Below are 20,370 nucleotides of genomic sequence, written 5' to 3'. Positions count from 1 at the left end.
GGTAGGTTAAATCAGATTTCTATCGCGTACAGCACCTTTATCTGCACTTGTCGCGAAGTGACCATAGATACGTAATGCTTGTGTTACTTTTCGTGCTCGTATCTCAACAGGTTTCCACGCTAATTCACCGCGGCTTTCCATTTCAGTGCGACGCGCAGCAAGTACATCATCAGCAACCATAAGATTCATCGAGCGTTCTGGAATATTAATATCAATAATATCGCCATCTTCAACCAGACCGATCAAGCCGCCACTTGCAGCTTCTGGTGAAGCATGACCAATAGACAAGCCCGACGTACCACCCGAAAAACGACCATCAGTAATAAGCGCACACGCTTTACCAAGTCCCATCGATTTCAGATAACTGGTTGGATATAGCATTTCTTGCATACCTGGACCACCTTTCGGTCCTTCATAACGAATAACAACCACGTCACCGGCTTTGATTTCACTGGCTAAAATAGCACTTACCGCAGAATCTTGGCTTTCAAATACCCGTGCAGTACCACGGAACAATAAATTATCATCCGCAACACCCGCAGTTTTAACTACTGCGCCATCAATGGCAATGTTACCCGTTAATATCGCAAGACCACCTTCTTGACTGTAGGCATTTTCGATGGAACGGATACAACCATTAGCACGATCATTATCGAGTGAATCCCAACGGCAATCTTGGCTGAAGGCTTTCGTGGTACGGATACCAGCCGGGCCTGCCGAATACATTTTCTTCACCGCATCAGATTGGGTAGTGATAATATCAAACTCAGCTAACTGCTCAGCCATGGTCATACCCATTACGGTCATATTATCAGTATGCAATAAACCGGCACGATTCAACTCGGCCAAGATAGCCATTACGCCACCGGCACGATGCACATCTTCCATATGATAGAGCGGCGTTGACGGAGCTACTTTACATAACTGCGGTACTTTACGTGATAACGCATCCATATCCGCTAAGCTATAATCGACTTCGCCTTCAATGGCAGCGGCGATTAAATGCAATACTGTATTCGTTGACCCACCCATGGCGATATCTAGCGTCATGGCATTTTCAAAGGCGTCACGATTAGCAATATTACGCGGTAATACTGATTCATCATTTTGCTGATAATAACGTTTACACAGGTCAACAATACGACGGCCTGCATTTAAAAACAATTCTTCACGATCTGCGTGGGTTGCAACTAATGAACCATTACCCGGTTGTGATAGCCCTAATGCTTCAGTTAAGCAGTTCATTGAGTTAGCAGTAAACATACCCGAACATGAACCACATGTTGGACATGCGCTACGCTCTACTTTTTCAACATCTTCATCTGACACATTTTTATCTGCGCCCATCACCATGGCATCCACTAAGTCTAACTTAATGATCTGATCTGATAATTTAGTTTTACCGGCTTCCATCGGACCACCGGAAATGAAGATAACCGGAATATTAAGACGCAATGCAGCCATTAACATACCGGGGGTGATCTTGTCGCAGTTAGAAATACACACAAGTGCATCCGCACAATGAGCATTAACCATATATTCAACAGAATCTGCAATCAAATCACGTGAAGGCAAGCTATACAGCATGCCGTCGTGACCCATAGCAATACCATCATCAATCGCAATGGTATTAAATTCTTTCGCGATACCGCCAGCTTTCAAAATTTCGCCTGCGACTAATTGCCCCATGTCTTTTAAATGGACGTGCCCAGGAACAAACTGGGTAAATGAATTAGCAATAGCAATAATTGGTTTGCCGAAATCTTCTTCTCGGGTACCGGTTGCACGCCACAAGGCGCGAGCACCAGCCATATTACGGCCTTCGGTAGATGTTGCAGAACGCAGTTTAGGCATCGGTTCTCTCCATGAAACAAAAATAAACAGTAAATATAAAGGAGGCAAATCTGCGCCTCACCTTAATAATCAAATCGACTCATCGTCGTAAGTAGATGTTAACAACACCTACTTATATATATAGCAGTAATATAAATAGAACGGTTAGCTTGGATCCGCCACATAATCCAACCAGCCCCACTTATCTTCACTCTGACCTTTAATCAAAGCAAAATAAGCTGTCTGTAGTCGCTCTGTAATTGGACCACGTTTACCCGTGCCAATGTCAATACGATCAACGGAACGCACAGGAACCACTTCAGCAGCCGTTCCGCACATGAACATTTCATCTGCTAAGTACATGGCTTCACGAGCAATCGGTTCTTCACGCACTTCATAACCAAAGTCGCGCGCCAGTACCATCAGGGTATTACGGGTTAAACCCGGTAAGATACATGCCGTTGTCGGCGGAGTATGGATCACACCATTTTTCACGAAGAACAAGTTTTCACCCGCACCTTCAGAAATAGTACCGTTCACATCCAATGCTATACCTTCTGCGTAACCATGACGTTTCGCTTCAGATGAGATCAGTTGTGATGATAAATAGTTACCACCGGCCTTTGCGCCAGTTGGGATGGTATTAGGTGCTAAACGATTCCAAGAGGTAACACAAACATCAACGCCTTGCTCTAAGCTTTCGTCGCCCAAGTAAGCGCCCCAGTTCATTGCTGCAACAAGCGCATCACAAACGGTTGATTTTGGTGTTAAACCCAGTCCAACATTACCAATATAAGCCAGTGGACGTAAATAAGCATTGGTAAGGCCATTGGCTAATACCGCATCTTTACAGGCTTGTTCTATTTCTTGCTTTGAATAAGGAATGCTCCAGCCGTAAATTTTGGCTGAATCAAATAGACGTTGAACGTGTTCTTTCAAACGGAAAATAGCGGGACCTTTCGGCGTATCATATGCTCGAATACCTTCAAATACCGATGAGCCATAATGCAATGCATGCGTAAATATACTCACTTTGGCCTGAGATTCCGGTACCATCTTTCCATTAAACCAAACTTGCTGTTCAGTATTCGCCATAATCGCTTCTTCCCTTATGCTGTAATTTTGTATTATTTTAAATAACGCCTGTTCTTGCATCCTGTAATTCAATGCAAACCTGCGCTGTCAATAAAGTGTTATATTGCAGTGCTGTTATATTTCAGTACGGCTATATTGTGGTCATGTGCTGAACGCTTACTTTACTCACATCAAACAATTTTTCTAACTGTTTATAAAGTAGATCAATGCCGCGCTCACCAGATACTGTAACCGTAATCTTTATGCTATTGCAATCATTCATTTGTACCGAATTCATGCTACTAATGCGAAAACCTCGATGACGAATAACACGTAATATTCGCTCTAAAATTTCGAGTGTGTTGGTGGCTTCAATCACCACTTCATGTACTTGTTTAGCACTCATCATATTGCTCCAACATATCACCGTTATTAACCCCAGGTGGCACTAATGGCCAGACATTTTCTTGCTCTGATATTTGTACATGCAAGAAATACGCACCATCACTGGCCAACATACGCTCCATCGCTGGTTGCACTTGTTCTTTAACCACCACCGTTTCGCCTGGAATACCACATGCCGCCGCTAACGCCACAAAATCAGGATTATCATCTAGAATAGTCTGCGATAAACGGCCATCAAAAAACAGAGTTTGCCATTGACGCACCATACCGAGACGTTGATTATCGATTAATACAATTTTTACTGGTAATTTAGCCCGGTTGATCGTCGCTAACTCTTGGATGTTCATCATAATAGAACCATCACCGGTGACCACAACCGGCATCGCATCAGGACGCGCGAGTGCCGCACCAACGGCCGCCGGTAACCCAAAGCCCATGGTGCCAAAACCAGCACTGGATAATAAATTTTCAGGTTGCGTAAATGTCATATGTTGCGCAGTCCACATCTGGTGCTGACCAACATCGCACGCCACAAGATGGTCTTCAGGTAAGCTGGCAGACAATTGTTTCAATAACAAAGGGGCATAGATAGCAATGCCGGGGTGATCATAACGAAAAGCAGTGTCGACTTTCATTTCTAAGGTATGTAATCGCCAAGGTGCAATATCCAAGGTCATTTTTAACGCCGGTAAAATGAGCTTTAAATCAGTTGTGATGGCAACGTTTGCTACCCGTAATTTATTGTGTTCACATGCATCAATATCAAGGTGGATAACTTTGGCATTTGGGGCAAACTCATCAAGTTTACCAGTCACTCGATCATCAAAACGTGCTCCGACCGCAATCAACAGATCACTTTCTTGTACCGCTAAGTTAGCCGCTTTTAGGCCATGCATCCCTAACATACCCAAATAATAAGGGTGTTCAGGATCAGCGCTGCCTATACCTTTTAATGTACTGACCATCGGAATATCTAATGCTGCCGCTAATTCACGTAATTCAGGTACGGCATTCGCCATGCCGACACCACCACCGACATACAATACTGGTTTTTTAGCCGCATGTAATAATGCACGAGCCGCAGTCACCTCTTCATCAACCAAGCCATCTAACGGCGGTAACACAGGTAATTCAGATACCGTCTCACACGCCATTTCTGCCAGCTGAATATCTTTAGGAATATCAATTAATACTGGTCCAGGACGGCCAGTTGTCGCAATCGTAAATGCTTCAGCAATAATTCGATCTAAGTCATTTTGATCTTCAACCAAAAAACTGTGTTTGGTACATGATAACGTCATACCAAGAATATCCACTTCTTGGAACGTATCAACGCCAATCAAGGCACTCGGCACTTGCCCAGTGAACGCAACAACAGGGATCGAATCAGCCATTGCTTCCGCTAAGCCTGTCACTAAGTTAGTAGCACCTGGACCTGAAGTCGCAATACAGACTCCGACTCTAGCACCAGCACGCGCATAACCCAACGCAGCCATAATTGCACCTTGTTCATGTCGTGCTAATAAATGCGCTACACCACCATCATATAACGCATCATACAATGGCATGATCGCGCCGCCAGGATAACCAAATACTTGGTTTACCCCCTGTTTACGTAAAGCATTTACAATAAATTCAGTTGCTTTCATTAATCCACATCCCTTTAAACATCATTCTTGTAAACCGTTAAACGTCAAACAAAAAAAAACCCCGGTTATCTACCGAGGTTTTCTTATTGCTGGATTAAGCTTATTTTCGCTTAGCAGTAAGTCCCCGGCTTGGTAATTTAATAATTACCACCAGAATGCTGACCACAATAATAAGACGCGAAATAAACCCAAACATATAACTAATCCAACAACTCTATAAAATTTTGATGATTCATTATTAGCATGGTGAATTTATTTAAGCAAGCCTTTAACCGCGCACAAAATAACTCAAACAACCAAATAAATGCACGCGAACAATTCAAAATATTGGAAAACAAACAAATTACAGTTTAAAAATTCACGTATGACAGACATCACAAAATAGACTGTGGCAAATAGGCCTTGCTTAAGGTTTTAAAATAATCCACCTAATTCAAGCATGCTTATTGTTAATTACACTAGGGTATAAATACAATCATAAATAGCCAAGGATGATGAATGAATTTAGCCGTGATCTATAGCCGTGCGATTTTAGGTATCAACGCGCCTTTAATTACCATCGAAGTACACATCAGCGAAGGACTACCAGGCTTTACCATTGTCGGCCTACCAGAAACATCAGTGAAAGAAGCCAAAGATCGCGTGCGAAGCGCATTAATGAACTCTAATTTTATGATGCCAGCCAAACGGATCACCGTCAATTTGGGACCCGCCGATCTACCAAAAGAAGGCAGCCGTTATGACTTACCGATTGCTATCGCGATTTTAATCGCATCACAGCAAATCACGACCAATCGACACCAGCAATTAGAATTTATTGGTGAACTTTCATTATCCGGTAAGTTACGTACTTGCCGTGGCACAATCCCGAGTATCATCGCGGGTAAAAAAGCCCAACGCAGTACTATTATTCCATTCGATAATGGTCATGAAGCAGCACTTATCGACAATGCGACCTGTTTCACCGCTCTGGATTTACAACAAGTATGTACCCATTTAACGGATCAGCAAACATTACCATCGGCACAACGAGCCACAGCCGAAACGATAACATCCGCCAGTCAACACGATATGCAAGACATTATCGGACAGCAAAGTGCCAAACGTGCCTTAGAGATCTGTGCAGCAGGTAATCATAATTTATTACTGTTTGGTCCTCCTGGAACAGGTAAAACCATGTTAGCCAGTCGCTTAACCAGTATTCAGCCTGATATGACAGAACAAGAAGCACTCGAGTGTGCGGCGATAAAATCGATTAGTGGCGGCGAATTTGTCGCCCAAGATTGGTGCCGCCGCCCTTTTCGAACCCCGCACCATACCTCCTCAGCCGTCGCGCTAGTCGGTGGCGGTCGAAACCCAAGACCGGGAGAAATAACTCTCGCGCATAATGGCGTACTATTTTTAGACGAACTACCAGAATACCAGCGTAAAGCACTCGACTCTTTACGCGAACCTCTAGAAGCAGGACAGATCACAATCTCCCGGGCCAACCAACAGGTCGACTTCCCCGCTAATTTCCAATTAATAGGCGCACTAAACCCATCGCCTTCAGGCTATTACGACAATAATAAATTTGGTAGCAACAATAGCCAAGTGGCAAAATATTTAAGCAAGTTATCAGGTCCCTTCTTAGACCGCTTTGATCTGACAATTGAAGTCCCCGCATTGCCAAAGGGCAGTTTAACGGAGCAAGGGCAGCGCGGTGAAAACAGTGAACAAATTAAACAAAGGGTAAGTGCAGCACAAATAACTCAACGTCAACGCAGCAACAAATTAAACGACGCTTTGACCAGTAAAGAAATTGAACATTATTGCCCACTACAACATCAAGATGCGATATTTTTAGAACTGGCCATTGATAAAATGGGTCTATCTACGCGAGCATTTCATAAGATAATCAAGGTCGCTCGTACCATTGCAGATTTAAACAATTGTATAGATATCAATAAATCCCACCTACTTGAAGCACTCTCCTATCGAGCGATGGACCGCTTATTACAACAAATAAATGTTTAAAATTTCAGTTTTTGTTTGGCATAACGTGATGATAGTTTTATCATTTCATCTCACATCACACCAAGGCCATATTATGTTATCGACATTCACGCAAAAGGTGGCAGGCGCCATTGCATTTATCTGTTACCTGTTAAATACCCTATTTTGGTTGATCCCTATTGTTATTTTTTCGCTGTTAAAAAGTATTATTCCGTTTAAAACTGCACAAAAAATACTGAATCATTTACTTGATGGCTGTGCTTCAAACTGGGTATCTGTGAACGGGATAACCCAACAACTAATTGGTAACCCAAATATCCAAGTAAATGGTGCAGAAGGACTGTCATTAAATAAGTGGTACATGGTCATTTCAAACCATCAATCTTGGGTTGATATTCTAGTTTTGCAGCGAGTACTGAATGGTAAGATCCCGTTTCTAAAATTCTTCTTAAAGAAAGAACTTATCTGGGTACCTTTTTTAGGTCTGGCTTGGTGGGCACTCGACTTTCCATTCATGAAACGCTACAGCAAAAAGTTTTTGGCAAAGAACCCACACATGCGTGGTAAAGACATTGAAACAACTAAAAAAGCCTGTGCAAAGTTCAAACATAAACCCGTCAGTGTCATGAATTTTGTTGAAGGGACTCGCTTTACTCAGCATAAACACAGCCAACAAGCATCAACATTCAGTCATTTATTAAAACCTAAAGCAGGGGGTATCGCCTTTGCTCTCGATGCGATGAATGGCCAGCTTGATACCCTTGTCAACGTGACGATTTACTACCCGCAAGGTATTCCAACTTTTTGGGAATTTATTAGCTGTCAGGTACAACAGATCCAAGTACAAATTACCACTCAAGAAATTAACGCAAGTTATATGGGTGATTATCTCAATGACAAAACCTTTCAGACTAATTTCCAGCAATGGATAAATGAATTATGGATAAATAAAGATCAGGAATTAGAAAAACTTAATCAGGCACAGCTTAATGATTAATTTTCTGCCCTCGTTCGTATTAATGGTAATCAGTACTGTATTAGTTGCTATTCGCGTTGACGCTATTTAGATGACACACAAACTACAAGGTGGCGTGAAAATCACCGTAAATTTAAGCTACCATTTCATAATGGGCAACCAATGACGGAAGCTTAACCCTTACGCAGAACAAACAAACGAAACAGCACCGCAACACAGGCGCAACACGGACGCAACAGCGGTAACAGTTAAGCCTACAATATTATAATCATGATTTTGTGGGCTACTTCATTGTTATTTTAAAACACCCCAACAAAATAACGCTTTAGGGGTAATAAAAGATATAAAAACTGCCAAAAATAGAGCTTTAGTTCTAAAATGATATTGAGATCTCACTTTTGCTTTAATCTTAAACGGAACAAGGTGTAACATGCTATAACTGTTAAGGCATTGTTGCATTAATCTTTTTTTGGGACCACATATGAGCACATTAGCACTAAACTTAAACACACCTCTCGATGCCTTATTGCACTGGGAAAAGCATCGTGCCAATGAGGTATATTTACGCCAACCTATTAATGGGACATTTCACGAGTTCACATGGTCTCAAGTTGCTGACCAAACAAAACGTATTGCTCAAGCACTGCAATCACTTGGATTAGCACCAGGTGACAAAATAGCAATTCTGGCAAAAAATAGCGCCGAATGGTTTATTAACGATTTAGCAATCATGTACGCGGGTTATATTAGCGTGCCAATTTATTCAACAGCAAATGCAAAAACAATCAACTATGTATTAGATCACAGTGAAGCAAAAGTACTGTTTATTGGTAAGTTAGATAACTACCAAAGCCTAGAAGGGAAACTACCTGCAGACGTAATTACCATTAGTTATCCTTATGAAACACTTGCTTGTCAATATAAATGGAATGATCTGCTAGACCAACACCAGCCATTAGCAACACCAGCACACATCAACCTTGAAGACTTAATGTCAATTATTTATACCTCAGGTAGTACTGGTAATCCGAAAGGCGTAATGATCACGTTTGCTGCATTCAAATCTGCATCACAAAATATTGTCTCTAGCTTAGGCATTATTCCAGGCGACAGATTACTGTCTTATTTACCACTAGCACACATTACTGAACGTGTTTATATTGAAGGTAGTAGTATTTATGCCGGTGAAGGTGTGGTTTCCTTTGTTGAGTCACTTGATACCTTCGTCAGTAATATTCAGTCTGTAGAGCCAACGTTGTTCATTTCTGTACCACGTCTATGGACTCGTTTCCAAATGGGCGTATTACAAAAAATGCCTGCACATAAACTTAACTTCCTACTAAAAATCCCATTTGTTAATGGTTTAGTAAGAGCTAAAATTAAACGTGGTCTAGGTTTACAGCATGCTCGTATGCTTGGCTGTGGTTCAGCTGCAGTATCACCATCATTATTAAAATGGTACGAACGCCTTGGTTTAAATATTACCGAAGCATGGGGCATGACAGAAAACCTCGCTTACGGCACATTTAACCACCCGTTTAACCCACAAAAAATAGGCACTATTGGTAAACCAGGCCCGGGGGTTGATCTAAAAATCTCTGAGATTGGCGAAATTTTAGTGAAAGGTGATGGTCTCATGACTGGTTATTACAAAGATGAAGCGCAGACCAAAGAATCATTCGATGAAGAAGGTTACTTCAAAACTGGTGATAAAGGTGAAATTGATAGCAATGGTTATGTGAAAATAACCGGGCGCGTAAAAGATATCTTCAAGACTTCAAAAGGTAAATACGTAACACCAGTGCCGATAGAATGTAAGTTTGGTGAGAATCCGAATATTGAGCAGATCTGTATTACCGGTACAGCCTTAACACAACCAGTTGCATTGGTGGTGCTATCACCAGAAGCGCGTGAACTAGGTCAAGAAGCCATGACAACTAACCTTGAAGAAACACGCCAGCATATTAATAAATCATTAGAATCACACTCACGCATTGGGCATATCATTGTTTTAAAAGATGAATGGACTGTGGATAATGGTTTATTAACACCAACACTTAAATTTAAGCGTCATGAACTAGAAAGTCGTTTTAAACCTTTCTACGAAGAAAACCACCAAGATAAAATTGTTTGGGAAAAGTAAGCTAAAATATTAATTCTAATAAAAAAGGACGCAATCGCGTCCTTTTAAAATACCTAAAATCGAGACATAAATTAATTCGTTTTTGCTGCTAGGTATTTAATCAGTTCGGTTAGCTTAACGTTGAACTCTTCACCACGCGCTTGAATACTACCCATATTAATTTGGTATTTACCATTAACGATTAATGCTGGTACACCACGAATATTCTTCTTAGCCGTATTTTTATCCATGCGTGCTACTTTACCATTCACAGCAAAACTATCCACTGCGGCATCAAATTTCTTGCCATCGATACCTGCGTCAGTAAATACTGTACGGATATCATCACGGCCAGAGAAACGACGCTTTTGATCATGAATCGCAGTAAAGATAGCAGGTGACATTTGACCTTCAACATTCAACAACTCTGCAGTCGCAAATGCTTTTTGCATTTCAATACCCATTTCACGGCCAATAAAAGCAACGTGATTTTTTTCTACTTTAATATCGGTACCAGCAAGACGTTTTGTCACATCTGTCATGATAGGTTCGAACTTAAAACAGTGTGGGCAATAATACGAAAAGTATTCAGCAATTTGCGGTTTTGATGTTGCCTGCTCAGCGATCACATCGTAATGCACACCTTCTTTAAACTGTGCAGCATTCGCAAATGGTAAAAATAACATTGCAGTGATCAATATAAATAATTTTTTCATTATTTTCCTTCCTGAAAATTTAAATTAGACGTTATTAACTGTACAAAAAATTAGTAATTAGGAATGAGAGATAACGGCGACTTTTGCATATTATCAATCTGTTCATGTAAAAATATGACCTGCTGTTTCCAATACAGTTCATCTGTAAACCAAGAAAAATGACGACTAAAAGCAGGGTCATCCCAACGTTTAGCAATCCATCCCATGTAGTTCATCATACGCATCGCACGTAGTGGTTCAATTAGCTTCAGCTGTTTTGGGTCAAAAGAACAGAATTCTTCATAACCTTCTAACATCACTTCCAATTGTAATAATTGTTCATGGCGATCACCGTGTAACATCATCCATATATCTTGTATCGCAGGTCCTTGACGACAATCATCAAAATCCAATATTGTGACCTTATCACGCCACAATATATTGCCCGCATGCAAATCACCATGTAAGCGAATTAGCTGATGAGAATCAGGCTTATATTGCAACGTAATTTCTTTTTCCAACGCATCATAAACATCAAAAAATGATGTTTCTAATTGCTTAGGTACAAAATTATTCTGTTGCAATATCAGCTTTGGGGTTTGCACAAACTCGGCGATCGATAATGTTGGTCGATGCAAGAATGGTTGCTTGTTCGCTAATTGATGAACGCGACCCAAGTTACGTCCAACCGACTCCAGTGCATCTAAATTATCCACTTCAATAGGACGACCACCTGTACTTGGAAAAATAGCAAAGCGGTATCCATGATAAATAAATAGACTACAACCATCAAATTGTAACGGTGCAACAACATCGATATCAGCTGACTTTAACTGTAGAGAAAAATCGAGTTCTTCTTGGATCTGTTCATCACTCCAACGAACAGGGCGATAAAACTTAACCACAAAGCGTTTACGATCTTCATCTAGAAATTGAAACACACGATTTTCATAGCTGTTTAATTCCAACAACCCCGAATCAACACGGATACCGGTAGATTCTATCGCATCCAACATAAGGTCAGGGGAAAGCAAACTGTAATCAACAGGTAGGTCTGTCATTTTTATTTCCTAAAATACGAGTACCTATATCCAAATAACTATCATAGACGTACAACAGATCTTAGATTGGATACAATAATAGCAAGCCCAGTATAACTGGGCTTGCTACTTACTTTAACTTACATTGATTATAAAGCTATTTATACTTTATTGCAGGCACTATAATTTGCTGATAAAACGACTTTGTTGAGTAAAAACATAATGCTCATTACCCTGTTCAGTAATCACAAAGTTTATTTTAATCACAGGTTGTTTCAGATCATACGGGTCAATGGCTAAACTCACTGGCTGCACGAATAATTCACCCGGCAATACTTCAATTTCACGGGGTCCAAACCACTCATGATCAGGCACGTCGATAACAGATAAACTGTATTTTTGGGTGAATGATGTCTTATTAATAATCTTAAGTGTATAAGTATTTTCAATATTGCCGTCGGAATTTTCACGATATAATGCATTTCGGTCACGAATAATATCCATTTGTACTGGCGAAATACTCATTACACTCGTAGCAAACATTACCGTCATGAGTGTCATTACGATACCGTAACCCACTAACTTGAATCTACTTTTCTGATGAGGCTTATTATTTAGGTCATTCTCAGAGGTATAACGGATCAACCCTTTCGGATAGTTCATTCGCTCCATCGTTTGATCACACGCATCGATACAAGCACCACAGTTAATGCATTCATACTGTAGGCCGTCACGAATATCAATACCTGCAGGACATACTTGAACACATAAATTACAGTCGATACAATCACCTAAACCTTTCGCTTTATGATCGACCTTACGTGAACGCGGACCACGTGATTCACCACGATTAAAATCATAACCAACAATTAATGTATCGGTATCAAACATAGCAGATTGGAAACGCGCGTATGGACACATATGAGTACACATAATACTGCGCATCCAGCCAGCGTTACCATAAGTACAGAATGCAAAAAATAGCACCCAGAAATACACAATACCGCTCGCCTGAAGAGTAAAAAATTCAGTGTAAAGGTCAACAATAGGCACAAAATAAGCCATAAATGCGAGCCCAGTAAACAGTGAAAAACTTAACCATGCGGTATGCTTAAGCACTTTCTTCTTTACTTTATCTGCCGTTGTAGGGCCTTGATTCAACTTCAAACGTTTATTTGCTGAACCTTCAATTTTCTCTTCAAACCAAATGAAAATAAATGTCCAAATAGTTTGTGGGCACATAAAACCACACCATACTCGGCCGAGGTAAGCGGTAACAAAAAATAGTGCGAATGCGCCAACAATCAGAAGCAAAGCTAATAACATGAGATCTTGAGGGAAAATCGTTAAACCAAAAATATGAATACGTTGTTCAACGATATTTAATAGGATCGCCTGATGCCCGTCCCATTGGAACAAAGGTAATGCTAAAAAAAGCACCATAAAAAACCAGCCCACGTATTTTCTCAATCGCTGAAATACACCACTCATATTCCTTACGTAAATATGATTGTCAGGACCGACGTTGGTATATTTAGGCTTAACTTTAGGGGTTATATCTTTTATATTTATGCGTTCTTCAGACATTACATGCTCCTTATTTTTATATCTTCAATTATATCAAAGAAGCTAAATAAGTCGCTATAATCCTCTGACTTATCTCACGCTTATTAATTTAATCAAACACTTATCACAATAGCAAAACTTACAGACTGGTTTGAAAGTAAGTTTACATCGCGCCAATTATTTTATCTCTTAATGGATATAATTATTTATAAACTAGCGGAGGTATTGAAACACAAATAAGGCCTGTAAGCATAGTACAGATCAGTACTAAACTGCCCTATAACAGATGCTTTCGTTATAAATAGATACTAGAACAGTTTTTATTTACATTGGGTATGAAGTAATGCACCTAGCTAAGGTAATAAGCGCTTGGCGTATTTGGTCAGTAAGTAAATAGGAACAATTAATCCGCATGCAGTTTTTGTATTTACCATCACTCGCAAACAAGGTCCCAGGTGCAATACTAATATTATGATTATCCAATAGGATTTTAAGTAACTCACCGGTATTTATATCATCAGGTAAAACAACCCATAAAAAATAACCGCCGCTAGGTCGCGTGATCTTCGTTTCCGCAGGGAAGTATTGCTCAATAGCATGTTTCATTTGCTGCTGCCGAGATTCGAGCTTGCGCCTTAACCTACGCAGATGAATATCATAACTGCCATGTAAAACAAATTCAGCAAGCGCTAGCTGATTCGGCACTGCGGCAGAAAGTGTTGTCATCAATTGTAGTTGCTCGATTTGTTTCGCATAGCGACCAGCAACTACCCAGCCGACTCTAAAACCAGGGGCTAAACATTTTGAAAATGATGAACAATGTAATACTAATCCTTGCTCATCATACGCTTTAATTGGTTTCGGTTTACGTTCTGAAAAATATAGCTCACTGTAAACATCATCCTCAAGTAAAGGGATCTGTTTTTCCGCTAATAGATTTCGAATCGATAATTTATTTGCTTCAGGCATCGATGCACCAAGCGGATTTTGATATTTACTCATTAACCAGCACGCTTTAATATCATGTCGATTTACAGCTGTTGTTAGTGCGTCTACTGATATCCCCAACTGTGGGTCCGTCGCAATTTCAACGGCCTTAAGTTGAAGTCGCTCTACCGTTTGCAAAACACCATAAAAAGCCGGAGATTCAATCGCAACAGTATCTCCGGGTTTGGTTACCGCCATAAGACTCAAACCCAACGACTCCATCGCCCCAGACGTGATCACGATGTCATCAATTGACACGTCAATGCCATCACGGATATAACGCTTGGCAATTGCGCGGCGTAATGCCACGCTACCAGGCGGAAGCTCTGTCACCGCACTGTGTGCAGGCATAGTTTTAATGGTTTTCGCGAGTGTTTGACCTAACTGTTTCAGTGGAAATAAAGCAGGATCGGGGAAAGCAGAACCCAAAGGAACAATATCAGGACGTTTACAAGCGGTTAGCACTTCAAAGACATGCTCATTGATTTTTATCGAACGGTTGATCATCTGAGGGATAAGTGGCAGCGGTATTGCGAGACGGTTAAGATGCGCAGCAACAAAATAACCAGAGCGAACCTTGGCATAAACCCAGCCTTCCGACTCTAATAGCTCATACGCTTTTAAAACAGTCATCGGACTAATGTTTTGAATTTTACTCATCTTACGAATCGAAGGAATACGATCACCTGGTAACCATATTCGTTGTTCAATTTGCAATTGAATTTCAGCAGCTACCGCATGATAGCGACTTTTTTGTAAGAGCATGAATTATTATCTACCTGAATCTATCGACCTGAAAACATAGCAAACAACCCGTAGTACACTAAAGTCGATTAAGTACGAGTTATTATATACGATCTTTTTATAACTATACTATCTCTCAATCCAGACTCGCCACCTCAACAACGATCCATTACAGATATTAGTTTTTACGCATATAATGATGAAACTTCTCAACCCAGGCGAGTAGCTTTTCCGGACTGTTATTGCGTTTCCAATTACCCGCAACATATTTATTTGCTTCGCTCATGGTTGGATACGGATGGATCGTACCCAGCACTTTATTCAGCCCCAATTTATATTTCATTGCTAGCGTATACTCCGCCAGCAATTCACCAGCATGAGTAGCAACGATAGTCACACCAAGAATTTTATCGCTATTTGCTGCGGTAATAACTTTAACAAAACCCTTAGTTTCACCATCAGTAATCGCACGATCGAGATCATCAATCTCATATTTTGTCACTTGATAAAGTAACCCTGCTTGTTTGGCTTCATTTTCATTTATACCAACGCGAGCCAATTCAGGGTAGGTATACGTAACCGAAGGAATAACACGGTAATCCGTGGCGAATTTCTTCACAGAGCCAAATAAGGCATTAACCGCAGCATACCAAGCTTGATGTGCCGCTACATGGGTTAGCTGATACGGCCCAGAAACATCACCAACCGCATATATATTAGGGATTGATGTTTGTTGGTATTCATTGATCTCGATTAGACCGCGATCAGTGATGGCTAAATCTAATGCCTCTAAGCCAAAACCACTCGTATTAGCCTGACGCCCCAGCGCTAAGAATACCTGATCAAACGCAACGAAATCGCCATTCGATAATACCGCACTATATTGATCATTTTCATTCACAAAATGCTCAACTTTATTACCTAACAATATAATGACACCATCCGCTTGCAACTCGGCTTGCACAACAGTAACAGCATCGGTATCTTCACGCCCAAGTAATTGTCCCGCCATTTCAACTTGTGTAACGCTTGACCCCAAACGAGCAAAACTTTGTGCTATCTCACAGCCGATAGGCCCACCGCCTAATACTAATAAACGACTTGGTTGTTCAGTTAACTGCCAAAGTGTATCCGACGTTAAATAGGGTACATCTACTAATCCTGGAATTGACGGTACAATAGGACGCGCCCCAGTTGCTACAACGATACTTTTTGTTGTTAATATCTGTCCACCAACCTGCACACGCCAAGGGTCAATAATACTAGCTTCAGCCGTAATGCATTCGACCCCCATCGCCGAATAACGCGCAATAGAATCATGCGGTTCAATAGCCTTAATCACATTCTGAATACGCCCCATCACATTCTCAAAATTGATATTTTTAATTTCAGCATCGATACCAAACTCATTCGCACGACCAATTTCAGCGACTGCATGTGCACTACGGATCAATGCTTTAGAAGGTACACATCCCGTATTTAAACAGTCACCACCCATTCGGTGCTTTTCAACTAAGGTTACTTTTGATTTAACCGCTGCAGCAATATAAGCGCTAACCAAGCCACCGGCTCCAGCACCTATAATGATCATATTACGATCATATGATTTTGGTTTATCCCAACGCGCATAGCGCTTTCGCTGAGTAAATATAGCTAATCCACGTTTGGCAATCCAAGGAAAAATAGCTAAGAGTACCAGTGCACTTAATAACGACGGTGAAGCGATACCAGATAAACTATTGAGTTCACTTAGTTGCGTACCAGCCCATACATAAACTGCCGTACCAACTAACATACCCACTTGGCTAACAAGGTAGAAATTACGAGTACTAATTTTAGTTAATCCCATTAAAATATTGATTAAAAAAAATGGAAATACTGGGATCAAACGCAATGAGAATAAATAAAAGTTACCTTCTTTTTCCATACCTTTATTAATCGCATCTAAACGGGCGCCAAACTTCTTTTGCACGTAATCGCGTAGTAGATAACGGCTAACTAAAAAAGCCAGCGTAGCACCAATAGAACTAGCAAAAGAGATCAGTAACAAGCCATAACCAAAACCGAATAACCCACCGCCAAGTAACGTCAGTAACACTGCGCCAGGTAATGAGAACCCCGTTATCAGCACATAACTAATAAAAAAAACTAACATAGCGAATACTTGATGCTGGTTAATATACTCACCAGAGGTTTGCTGCAACGCTTTGATTTGTTCCAGAGAAGCATATTGGTTTAAATCAAGTCCATACCACAATGAAAACACAGTAATAATTACTGCAATTATAATTTTTTTACTATGCGATTTTTGTTCACTATTATTAATAGCCATGTGGCATCATCCTTGCTCTAATTGGTTATTCAATCTTATCGTAAGTTTAATCTTGAATAATCACAAAAGTCTCACGACTACCTGTTATTTCTATATACAACCCTTGCTCATTAAATGTCTCTTAGAGTATCTAGACACTATCAACACCTTGTGTTTGCTTTGCTACAGAGCCCTATTTCCATTTCAATACGTTTTAATATATTGAAATGTACTCTTCTGATTTTTGTATTCTAGAATCAGCGCTCCTGTTCTATTTGTTCGCATGAATTCATCGAGGGTTAAATCAAATCCATAAGCAGTTGATGGTGACATCGTTTGTTGAAATATACTGTGTTTATTATGGTTAAAATCATGACCATGCCCGCATATTATATTCACACAGTTTTTATTTAGCTTATTAATAATATCATCAGCATTTTCAATACCAATTTCATTAAACCATTTAGAGTTACTTACTTTTAGTATTGGATGGTGTATTAATATTGTTACTTCTTTCTTTCTAGACTCTTTTTTTATTTTAGACAAGTCTTTATTTGATACTCGGCCAGACCCAAGCATCATTAATCTGTTTATGGGCTTGTGGCTAGAGTCAATAAATAAATACGTCATTCCATCGATGTTAACCTTTTCTTTTATAAGAATATTACTCCCAGAAAAAGATTTTCTCATCAAATTTATATCGTCATGATTTCCTGCTATTGCGTACACTTTAGCATTTGGTATATATTCATTTAAAATATTCTTGAAATTATTATATTTTTCTATAGATGGAGAGGTGTATATATCACCCATAACAAATAGAAACTTACAATCATCACCAATTTTCATTAATGCTTTAATTAAATGCGTTTCATTTTCCGTATTACCCAAGTGACAATCACTTATAATGTGAATCATTTTGCTCCTTTATTTTGAAATTAAAACCATGTTACATGGAACAACAAAGCTTGAAATTGCACTTTTAATTATGCCGTAGTTACGAATAATCTTTGATGATTGGGAAAAATGGGTTATGTAGTCCTAGAAATTGATTGTCATAATGCCTCTTAGAATATCGAAACATTATCAACACGTTGGTTTACTTGCTCAGTTTTGCCACACAGTTCCCAAAAGCCCCCAAAAAATAAGACTTAACTCACACCGAAGATACAGTTTAATAAATCCATGGCAACAAAAATAACCAGCTCGCAGCGCTGAAAAATGGTGCAGCTATATTAAACGAAGAAAAATTGAGCAAGTTATTGAGGTATTGTTTGATCAACAGTGAAAATATTCGGTGAATATTAAACGCGTGGCGCGGGGGCTAGCTAATTTAGCGTTTATAATTTTAACGAGTTGAATGATAGCCGTGATCAAGTGATAGTATTTGAGCATAGTACATCAAATAAACACAATAAAAATAACAGCGATGCATGTTCATCCCCCTCATCGCTGTTATGCAAAACTGTTTATCCAATTAAATAATAAATTGTGGACCGAACCCAAAGCTCCACATAACAACAGTGATCCCCATTGAAGCCACAAACAATACAAGCCCAACTGTTAATAAAGATGACGCATAAATAAAGCCACGTTCTTCAGTAATATGCATAATAATCGGCACGCCGGTATATAGAGCCCGTACCGAAAATGCGACCCCAACTAATAGAGCTAACATGATCACCCAAGCAACAGGGATCAAAGCTGCGATACCAGTAATAAAAATAGGGGCTGCAGTATATGTAGTTAGCTCTAGCGCTTGAGTAAAGCTGGATGATGATCCAAAGTTACCCGCCATCCATTGCACAAACAGCGAAAACGTTGCCACAATAGCAATACTCACAATAACCATACCGACAGCCATTATCCCTGCGCTGGAGGAGGATAAATAGGTTGTATCTCCAAAGCCAAGTTTCCAACCAGTCACTGACGCGGTATACCATGCTGATGTAGCTGGTATTAACGCAAAGAAAAACAGGCTCACGACTACCGATAATAAAGACTCATGGTGTGTATCAATATCAATCCATTCGTCCTTGGGTTGTACGTATAAACCCCATAAGTGTTTTACTAACATCAGCTAATTCCTTAATGTAAGAGTTTCATTAAATTAAGTATTAGCGAATATATTGAGATTGCCATGTGAATGAAGAACTATTACACATAATAGTGATCCGGAGTACGAACTTGGTCTTAAGGTATTGAAACGTTATTGGTGTAGTTAGAATATAAATAACGCAATTCCGGTATTTATGTTTAATTTCAGACTTTCGTTGTTTGTTGGCAAAGAGAAAGCTGACGGCTTTCTATAAACCACAACCCGCGCCCCCGGCGTGACAGGCCGCTTATGGTTTTATAAAGAGTCTAACCAACTAAATGCAACTCATACGAACAAGCGCTCCGCGCAATTTACTCGATACTTATCACTGAATTTCAGGCACAAAAAAAGCCTCTATTTCTAACAAAAAGTTTTCGATTCAGGCTTTCGTTGTTGTTGGCAAAGAAAAAGTGGACGGCTTTCTACAAACACAACCCGCGAGCCCCGGCGTGACAGGCCACTTATGGTTTTATAAAGAGTCTAACCAACTGAACTACCACTCCGAACAATCTGTATTTTTTGTATCCTGAATTTCAGGCACAAAAAAAGCCTCTATTTCTAACAAAAAGTTTTCGATTCAGGCTTTCGTTGTTGTTGGCAAAGAGAAAGCGGACGGCTTTCTACAAACACAACCCGCGAGCCCCTGCGTGACAGGCCGCTTATGGTTTTATAAAGAGTCTAACCAACTGAACGACCACCCCGAACAATCTGTATTTTTGTATCCTGAATTTCAGGCACAAAAAAAGCCTGAATCTTTCGATTCAGGCTTTCGTTGTTGTTGGCGGAGTGGACGGGACTCGAACCCGCGACCCCCGGCGTGACAGGCCGGTATTCTAACCAACTGAACTACCACTCCGCACAATCTGTGCTAATGT

General features: G+C 40.2%; 14 protein-coding genes and 1 tRNA gene. 3 read left to right on the top strand and 12 right to left on the bottom strand.

Annotation, left to right across the window (positions count from 1 at the left end; genetic code table 11):
- Window positions 1-6: 6 nt before the first annotated feature.
- From ilvD to ilvG, 4 genes are all read right to left on the bottom strand, one after another.
- The gene (gene ilvD, locus HWV03_RS00225; RefSeq protein WP_211678008.1) at window positions 7-1,854 is read right to left on the bottom strand and encodes a dihydroxy-acid dehydratase; all 1,848 of its coding nucleotides are present in this window, start codon (window positions 1,852-1,854) and stop codon (window positions 7-9) included.
- A 144-nt stretch (window positions 1,855-1,998) separates the two neighbouring features.
- Window positions 1,999-2,928 (bottom strand): branched-chain amino acid transaminase, encoded by a 930-nt coding sequence (locus tag HWV03_RS00220; RefSeq protein WP_211678007.1) that lies wholly within the window; start codon window positions 2,926-2,928, stop codon window positions 1,999-2,001.
- 130 nt (window positions 2,929-3,058) lie between these two features.
- Window positions 3,059-3,316 (bottom strand): acetolactate synthase 2 small subunit, encoded by a 258-nt coding sequence (ilvM, locus tag HWV03_RS00215; RefSeq protein ID WP_304610879.1) that lies wholly within the window; start codon window positions 3,314-3,316, stop codon window positions 3,059-3,061.
- Complete coding sequence (gene ilvG, locus HWV03_RS00210) at window positions 3,303-4,961, bottom strand: acetolactate synthase 2 catalytic subunit (protein ID WP_211678006.1); 1,659 nt, start codon at window positions 4,959-4,961, stop codon at window positions 3,303-3,305. The genes ilvM and ilvG overlap by 14 nt, the downstream gene beginning before the upstream one ends.
- Before the next feature lie 498 nt (window positions 4,962-5,459).
- On the opposite strand from ilvG, the gene HWV03_RS00205 reads away from it, so the two are divergent.
- From HWV03_RS00205 to HWV03_RS00195, 3 genes are all read left to right on the top strand, one after another.
- A complete protein-coding gene (locus HWV03_RS00205; RefSeq protein WP_211678005.1) occupies window positions 5,460-6,977 on the top strand; it encodes a YifB family Mg chelatase-like AAA ATPase in 1,518 nt (505 codons plus the stop codon).
- A gap of 73 nt (window positions 6,978-7,050) precedes the next feature.
- Window positions 7,051-7,953 (top strand): acyltransferase, encoded by a 903-nt coding sequence (locus tag HWV03_RS00200; protein ID WP_211678004.1) that lies wholly within the window; start codon window positions 7,051-7,053, stop codon window positions 7,951-7,953.
- A 460-nt stretch (window positions 7,954-8,413) separates the two neighbouring features.
- Window positions 8,414-10,075, top strand: a complete 1,662-nt coding sequence (locus HWV03_RS00195) for an AMP-binding protein (RefSeq protein ID WP_211678003.1) — start codon at window positions 8,414-8,416, stop codon at window positions 10,073-10,075.
- 71 nt (window positions 10,076-10,146) lie between these two features.
- On the opposite strand, the gene HWV03_RS00190 is transcribed toward HWV03_RS00195, so the two are convergent.
- The 8 genes from HWV03_RS00190 to HWV03_RS00155 form a co-directional block, all read right to left on the bottom strand.
- Window positions 10,147-10,770, bottom strand: a complete 624-nt coding sequence (locus tag HWV03_RS00190) for a thiol:disulfide interchange protein DsbA/DsbL (RefSeq protein WP_211678002.1) — start codon at window positions 10,768-10,770, stop codon at window positions 10,147-10,149.
- Between the two features lie 50 nt (window positions 10,771-10,820).
- Window positions 10,821-11,810: a serine/threonine protein kinase gene (locus HWV03_RS00185; RefSeq protein WP_211678001.1), complete on the bottom strand. Its 990-nt coding sequence runs from the start codon at window positions 11,808-11,810 to the stop codon at window positions 10,821-10,823.
- Window positions 11,811-11,969: 159 nt separating this feature from the next.
- On the bottom strand, window positions 11,970-13,376 hold the full coding sequence (ccoG, locus tag HWV03_RS00180) for a cytochrome c oxidase accessory protein CcoG (protein ID WP_211678000.1): 1,407 nt from the start codon (window positions 13,374-13,376) through the stop codon (window positions 11,970-11,972).
- 303 nt (window positions 13,377-13,679) lie between these two features.
- On the bottom strand, window positions 13,680-15,107 hold the full coding sequence (locus tag HWV03_RS00175) for an aminotransferase-like domain-containing protein (protein WP_211677999.1): 1,428 nt from the start codon (window positions 15,105-15,107) through the stop codon (window positions 13,680-13,682).
- Between the two features lie 157 nt (window positions 15,108-15,264).
- Complete coding sequence (locus HWV03_RS00170; protein ID WP_211677998.1) at window positions 15,265-17,418, bottom strand: FAD-dependent oxidoreductase; 2,154 nt, start codon at window positions 17,416-17,418, stop codon at window positions 15,265-15,267.
- A gap of 183 nt (window positions 17,419-17,601) precedes the next feature.
- Window positions 17,602-18,315, bottom strand: a complete 714-nt coding sequence (locus HWV03_RS00165) for a metallophosphoesterase family protein (RefSeq protein ID WP_211677997.1) — start codon at window positions 18,313-18,315, stop codon at window positions 17,602-17,604.
- A gap of 559 nt (window positions 18,316-18,874) precedes the next feature.
- Entirely contained in the window at window positions 18,875-19,474 is a 600-nt protein-coding gene (locus HWV03_RS00160; RefSeq protein ID WP_211677996.1) for a Yip1 family protein, read from the bottom strand.
- Window positions 19,475-20,274: 800 nt separating this feature from the next.
- Window positions 20,275-20,351 (bottom strand) — tRNA-Asp (locus HWV03_RS00155).
- Between the last annotated feature and the right edge of the window lie 19 nt (window positions 20,352-20,370).

The sequence above is a fragment of the Moritella sp. 36 genome, from assembly GCF_018219415.1.
Classification (GTDB): Bacteria; Pseudomonadota; Gammaproteobacteria; order Enterobacterales; family Moritellaceae; genus Moritella.
This window is presented reverse-complemented; position numbering and strand designations above follow the sequence as displayed.

Excerpts from the sequence above, each read along its gene's own strand:
- HWV03_RS00200 (WP_211678004.1), top strand. The coding sequence starts at position 7,051 with ATGTTATCGACATTCACGCAAAAGGTGGCAGGCGCCATTGCATTTATC.
- ilvM (WP_304610879.1), bottom strand. The coding sequence starts at position 3,316 with ATGATGAGTGCTAAACAAGTACATGAAGTGGTGATTGAAGCCACCAAC.
- HWV03_RS00190 (WP_211678002.1), bottom strand. The coding sequence starts at position 10,770 with ATGAAAAAATTATTTATATTGATCACTGCAATGTTATTTTTACCATTT.
- HWV03_RS00165 (WP_211677997.1), bottom strand. The coding sequence starts at position 18,315 with ATGATTCACATTATAAGTGATTGTCACTTGGGTAATACGGAAAATGAA.
- ilvD (WP_211678008.1), bottom strand. The coding sequence starts at position 1,854 with ATGCCTAAACTGCGTTCTGCAACATCTACCGAAGGCCGTAATATGGCT.
- HWV03_RS00160 (WP_211677996.1), bottom strand. The coding sequence starts at position 19,474 with ATGTTAGTAAAACACTTATGGGGTTTATACGTACAACCCAAGGACGAA.
- HWV03_RS00220 (WP_211678007.1), bottom strand. The coding sequence starts at position 2,928 with ATGGCGAATACTGAACAGCAAGTTTGGTTTAATGGAAAGATGGTACCG.
- HWV03_RS00185 (WP_211678001.1), bottom strand. The coding sequence starts at position 11,810 with ATGACAGACCTACCTGTTGATTACAGTTTGCTTTCCCCTGACCTTATG.
- ilvG (WP_211678006.1), bottom strand. The coding sequence starts at position 4,961 with ATGAAAGCAACTGAATTTATTGTAAATGCTTTACGTAAACAGGGGGTA.
- ccoG (WP_211678000.1), bottom strand. The coding sequence starts at position 13,376 with ATGTCTGAAGAACGCATAAATATAAAAGATATAACCCCTAAAGTTAAG.
- HWV03_RS00170 (WP_211677998.1), bottom strand. The coding sequence starts at position 17,418 with ATGGCTATTAATAATAGTGAACAAAAATCGCATAGTAAAAAAATTATA.
- HWV03_RS00195 (WP_211678003.1), top strand. The coding sequence starts at position 8,414 with ATGAGCACATTAGCACTAAACTTAAACACACCTCTCGATGCCTTATTG.
- HWV03_RS00205 (WP_211678005.1), top strand. The coding sequence starts at position 5,460 with ATGAATTTAGCCGTGATCTATAGCCGTGCGATTTTAGGTATCAACGCG.
- HWV03_RS00175 (WP_211677999.1), bottom strand. The coding sequence starts at position 15,107 with ATGCTCTTACAAAAAAGTCGCTATCATGCGGTAGCTGCTGAAATTCAA.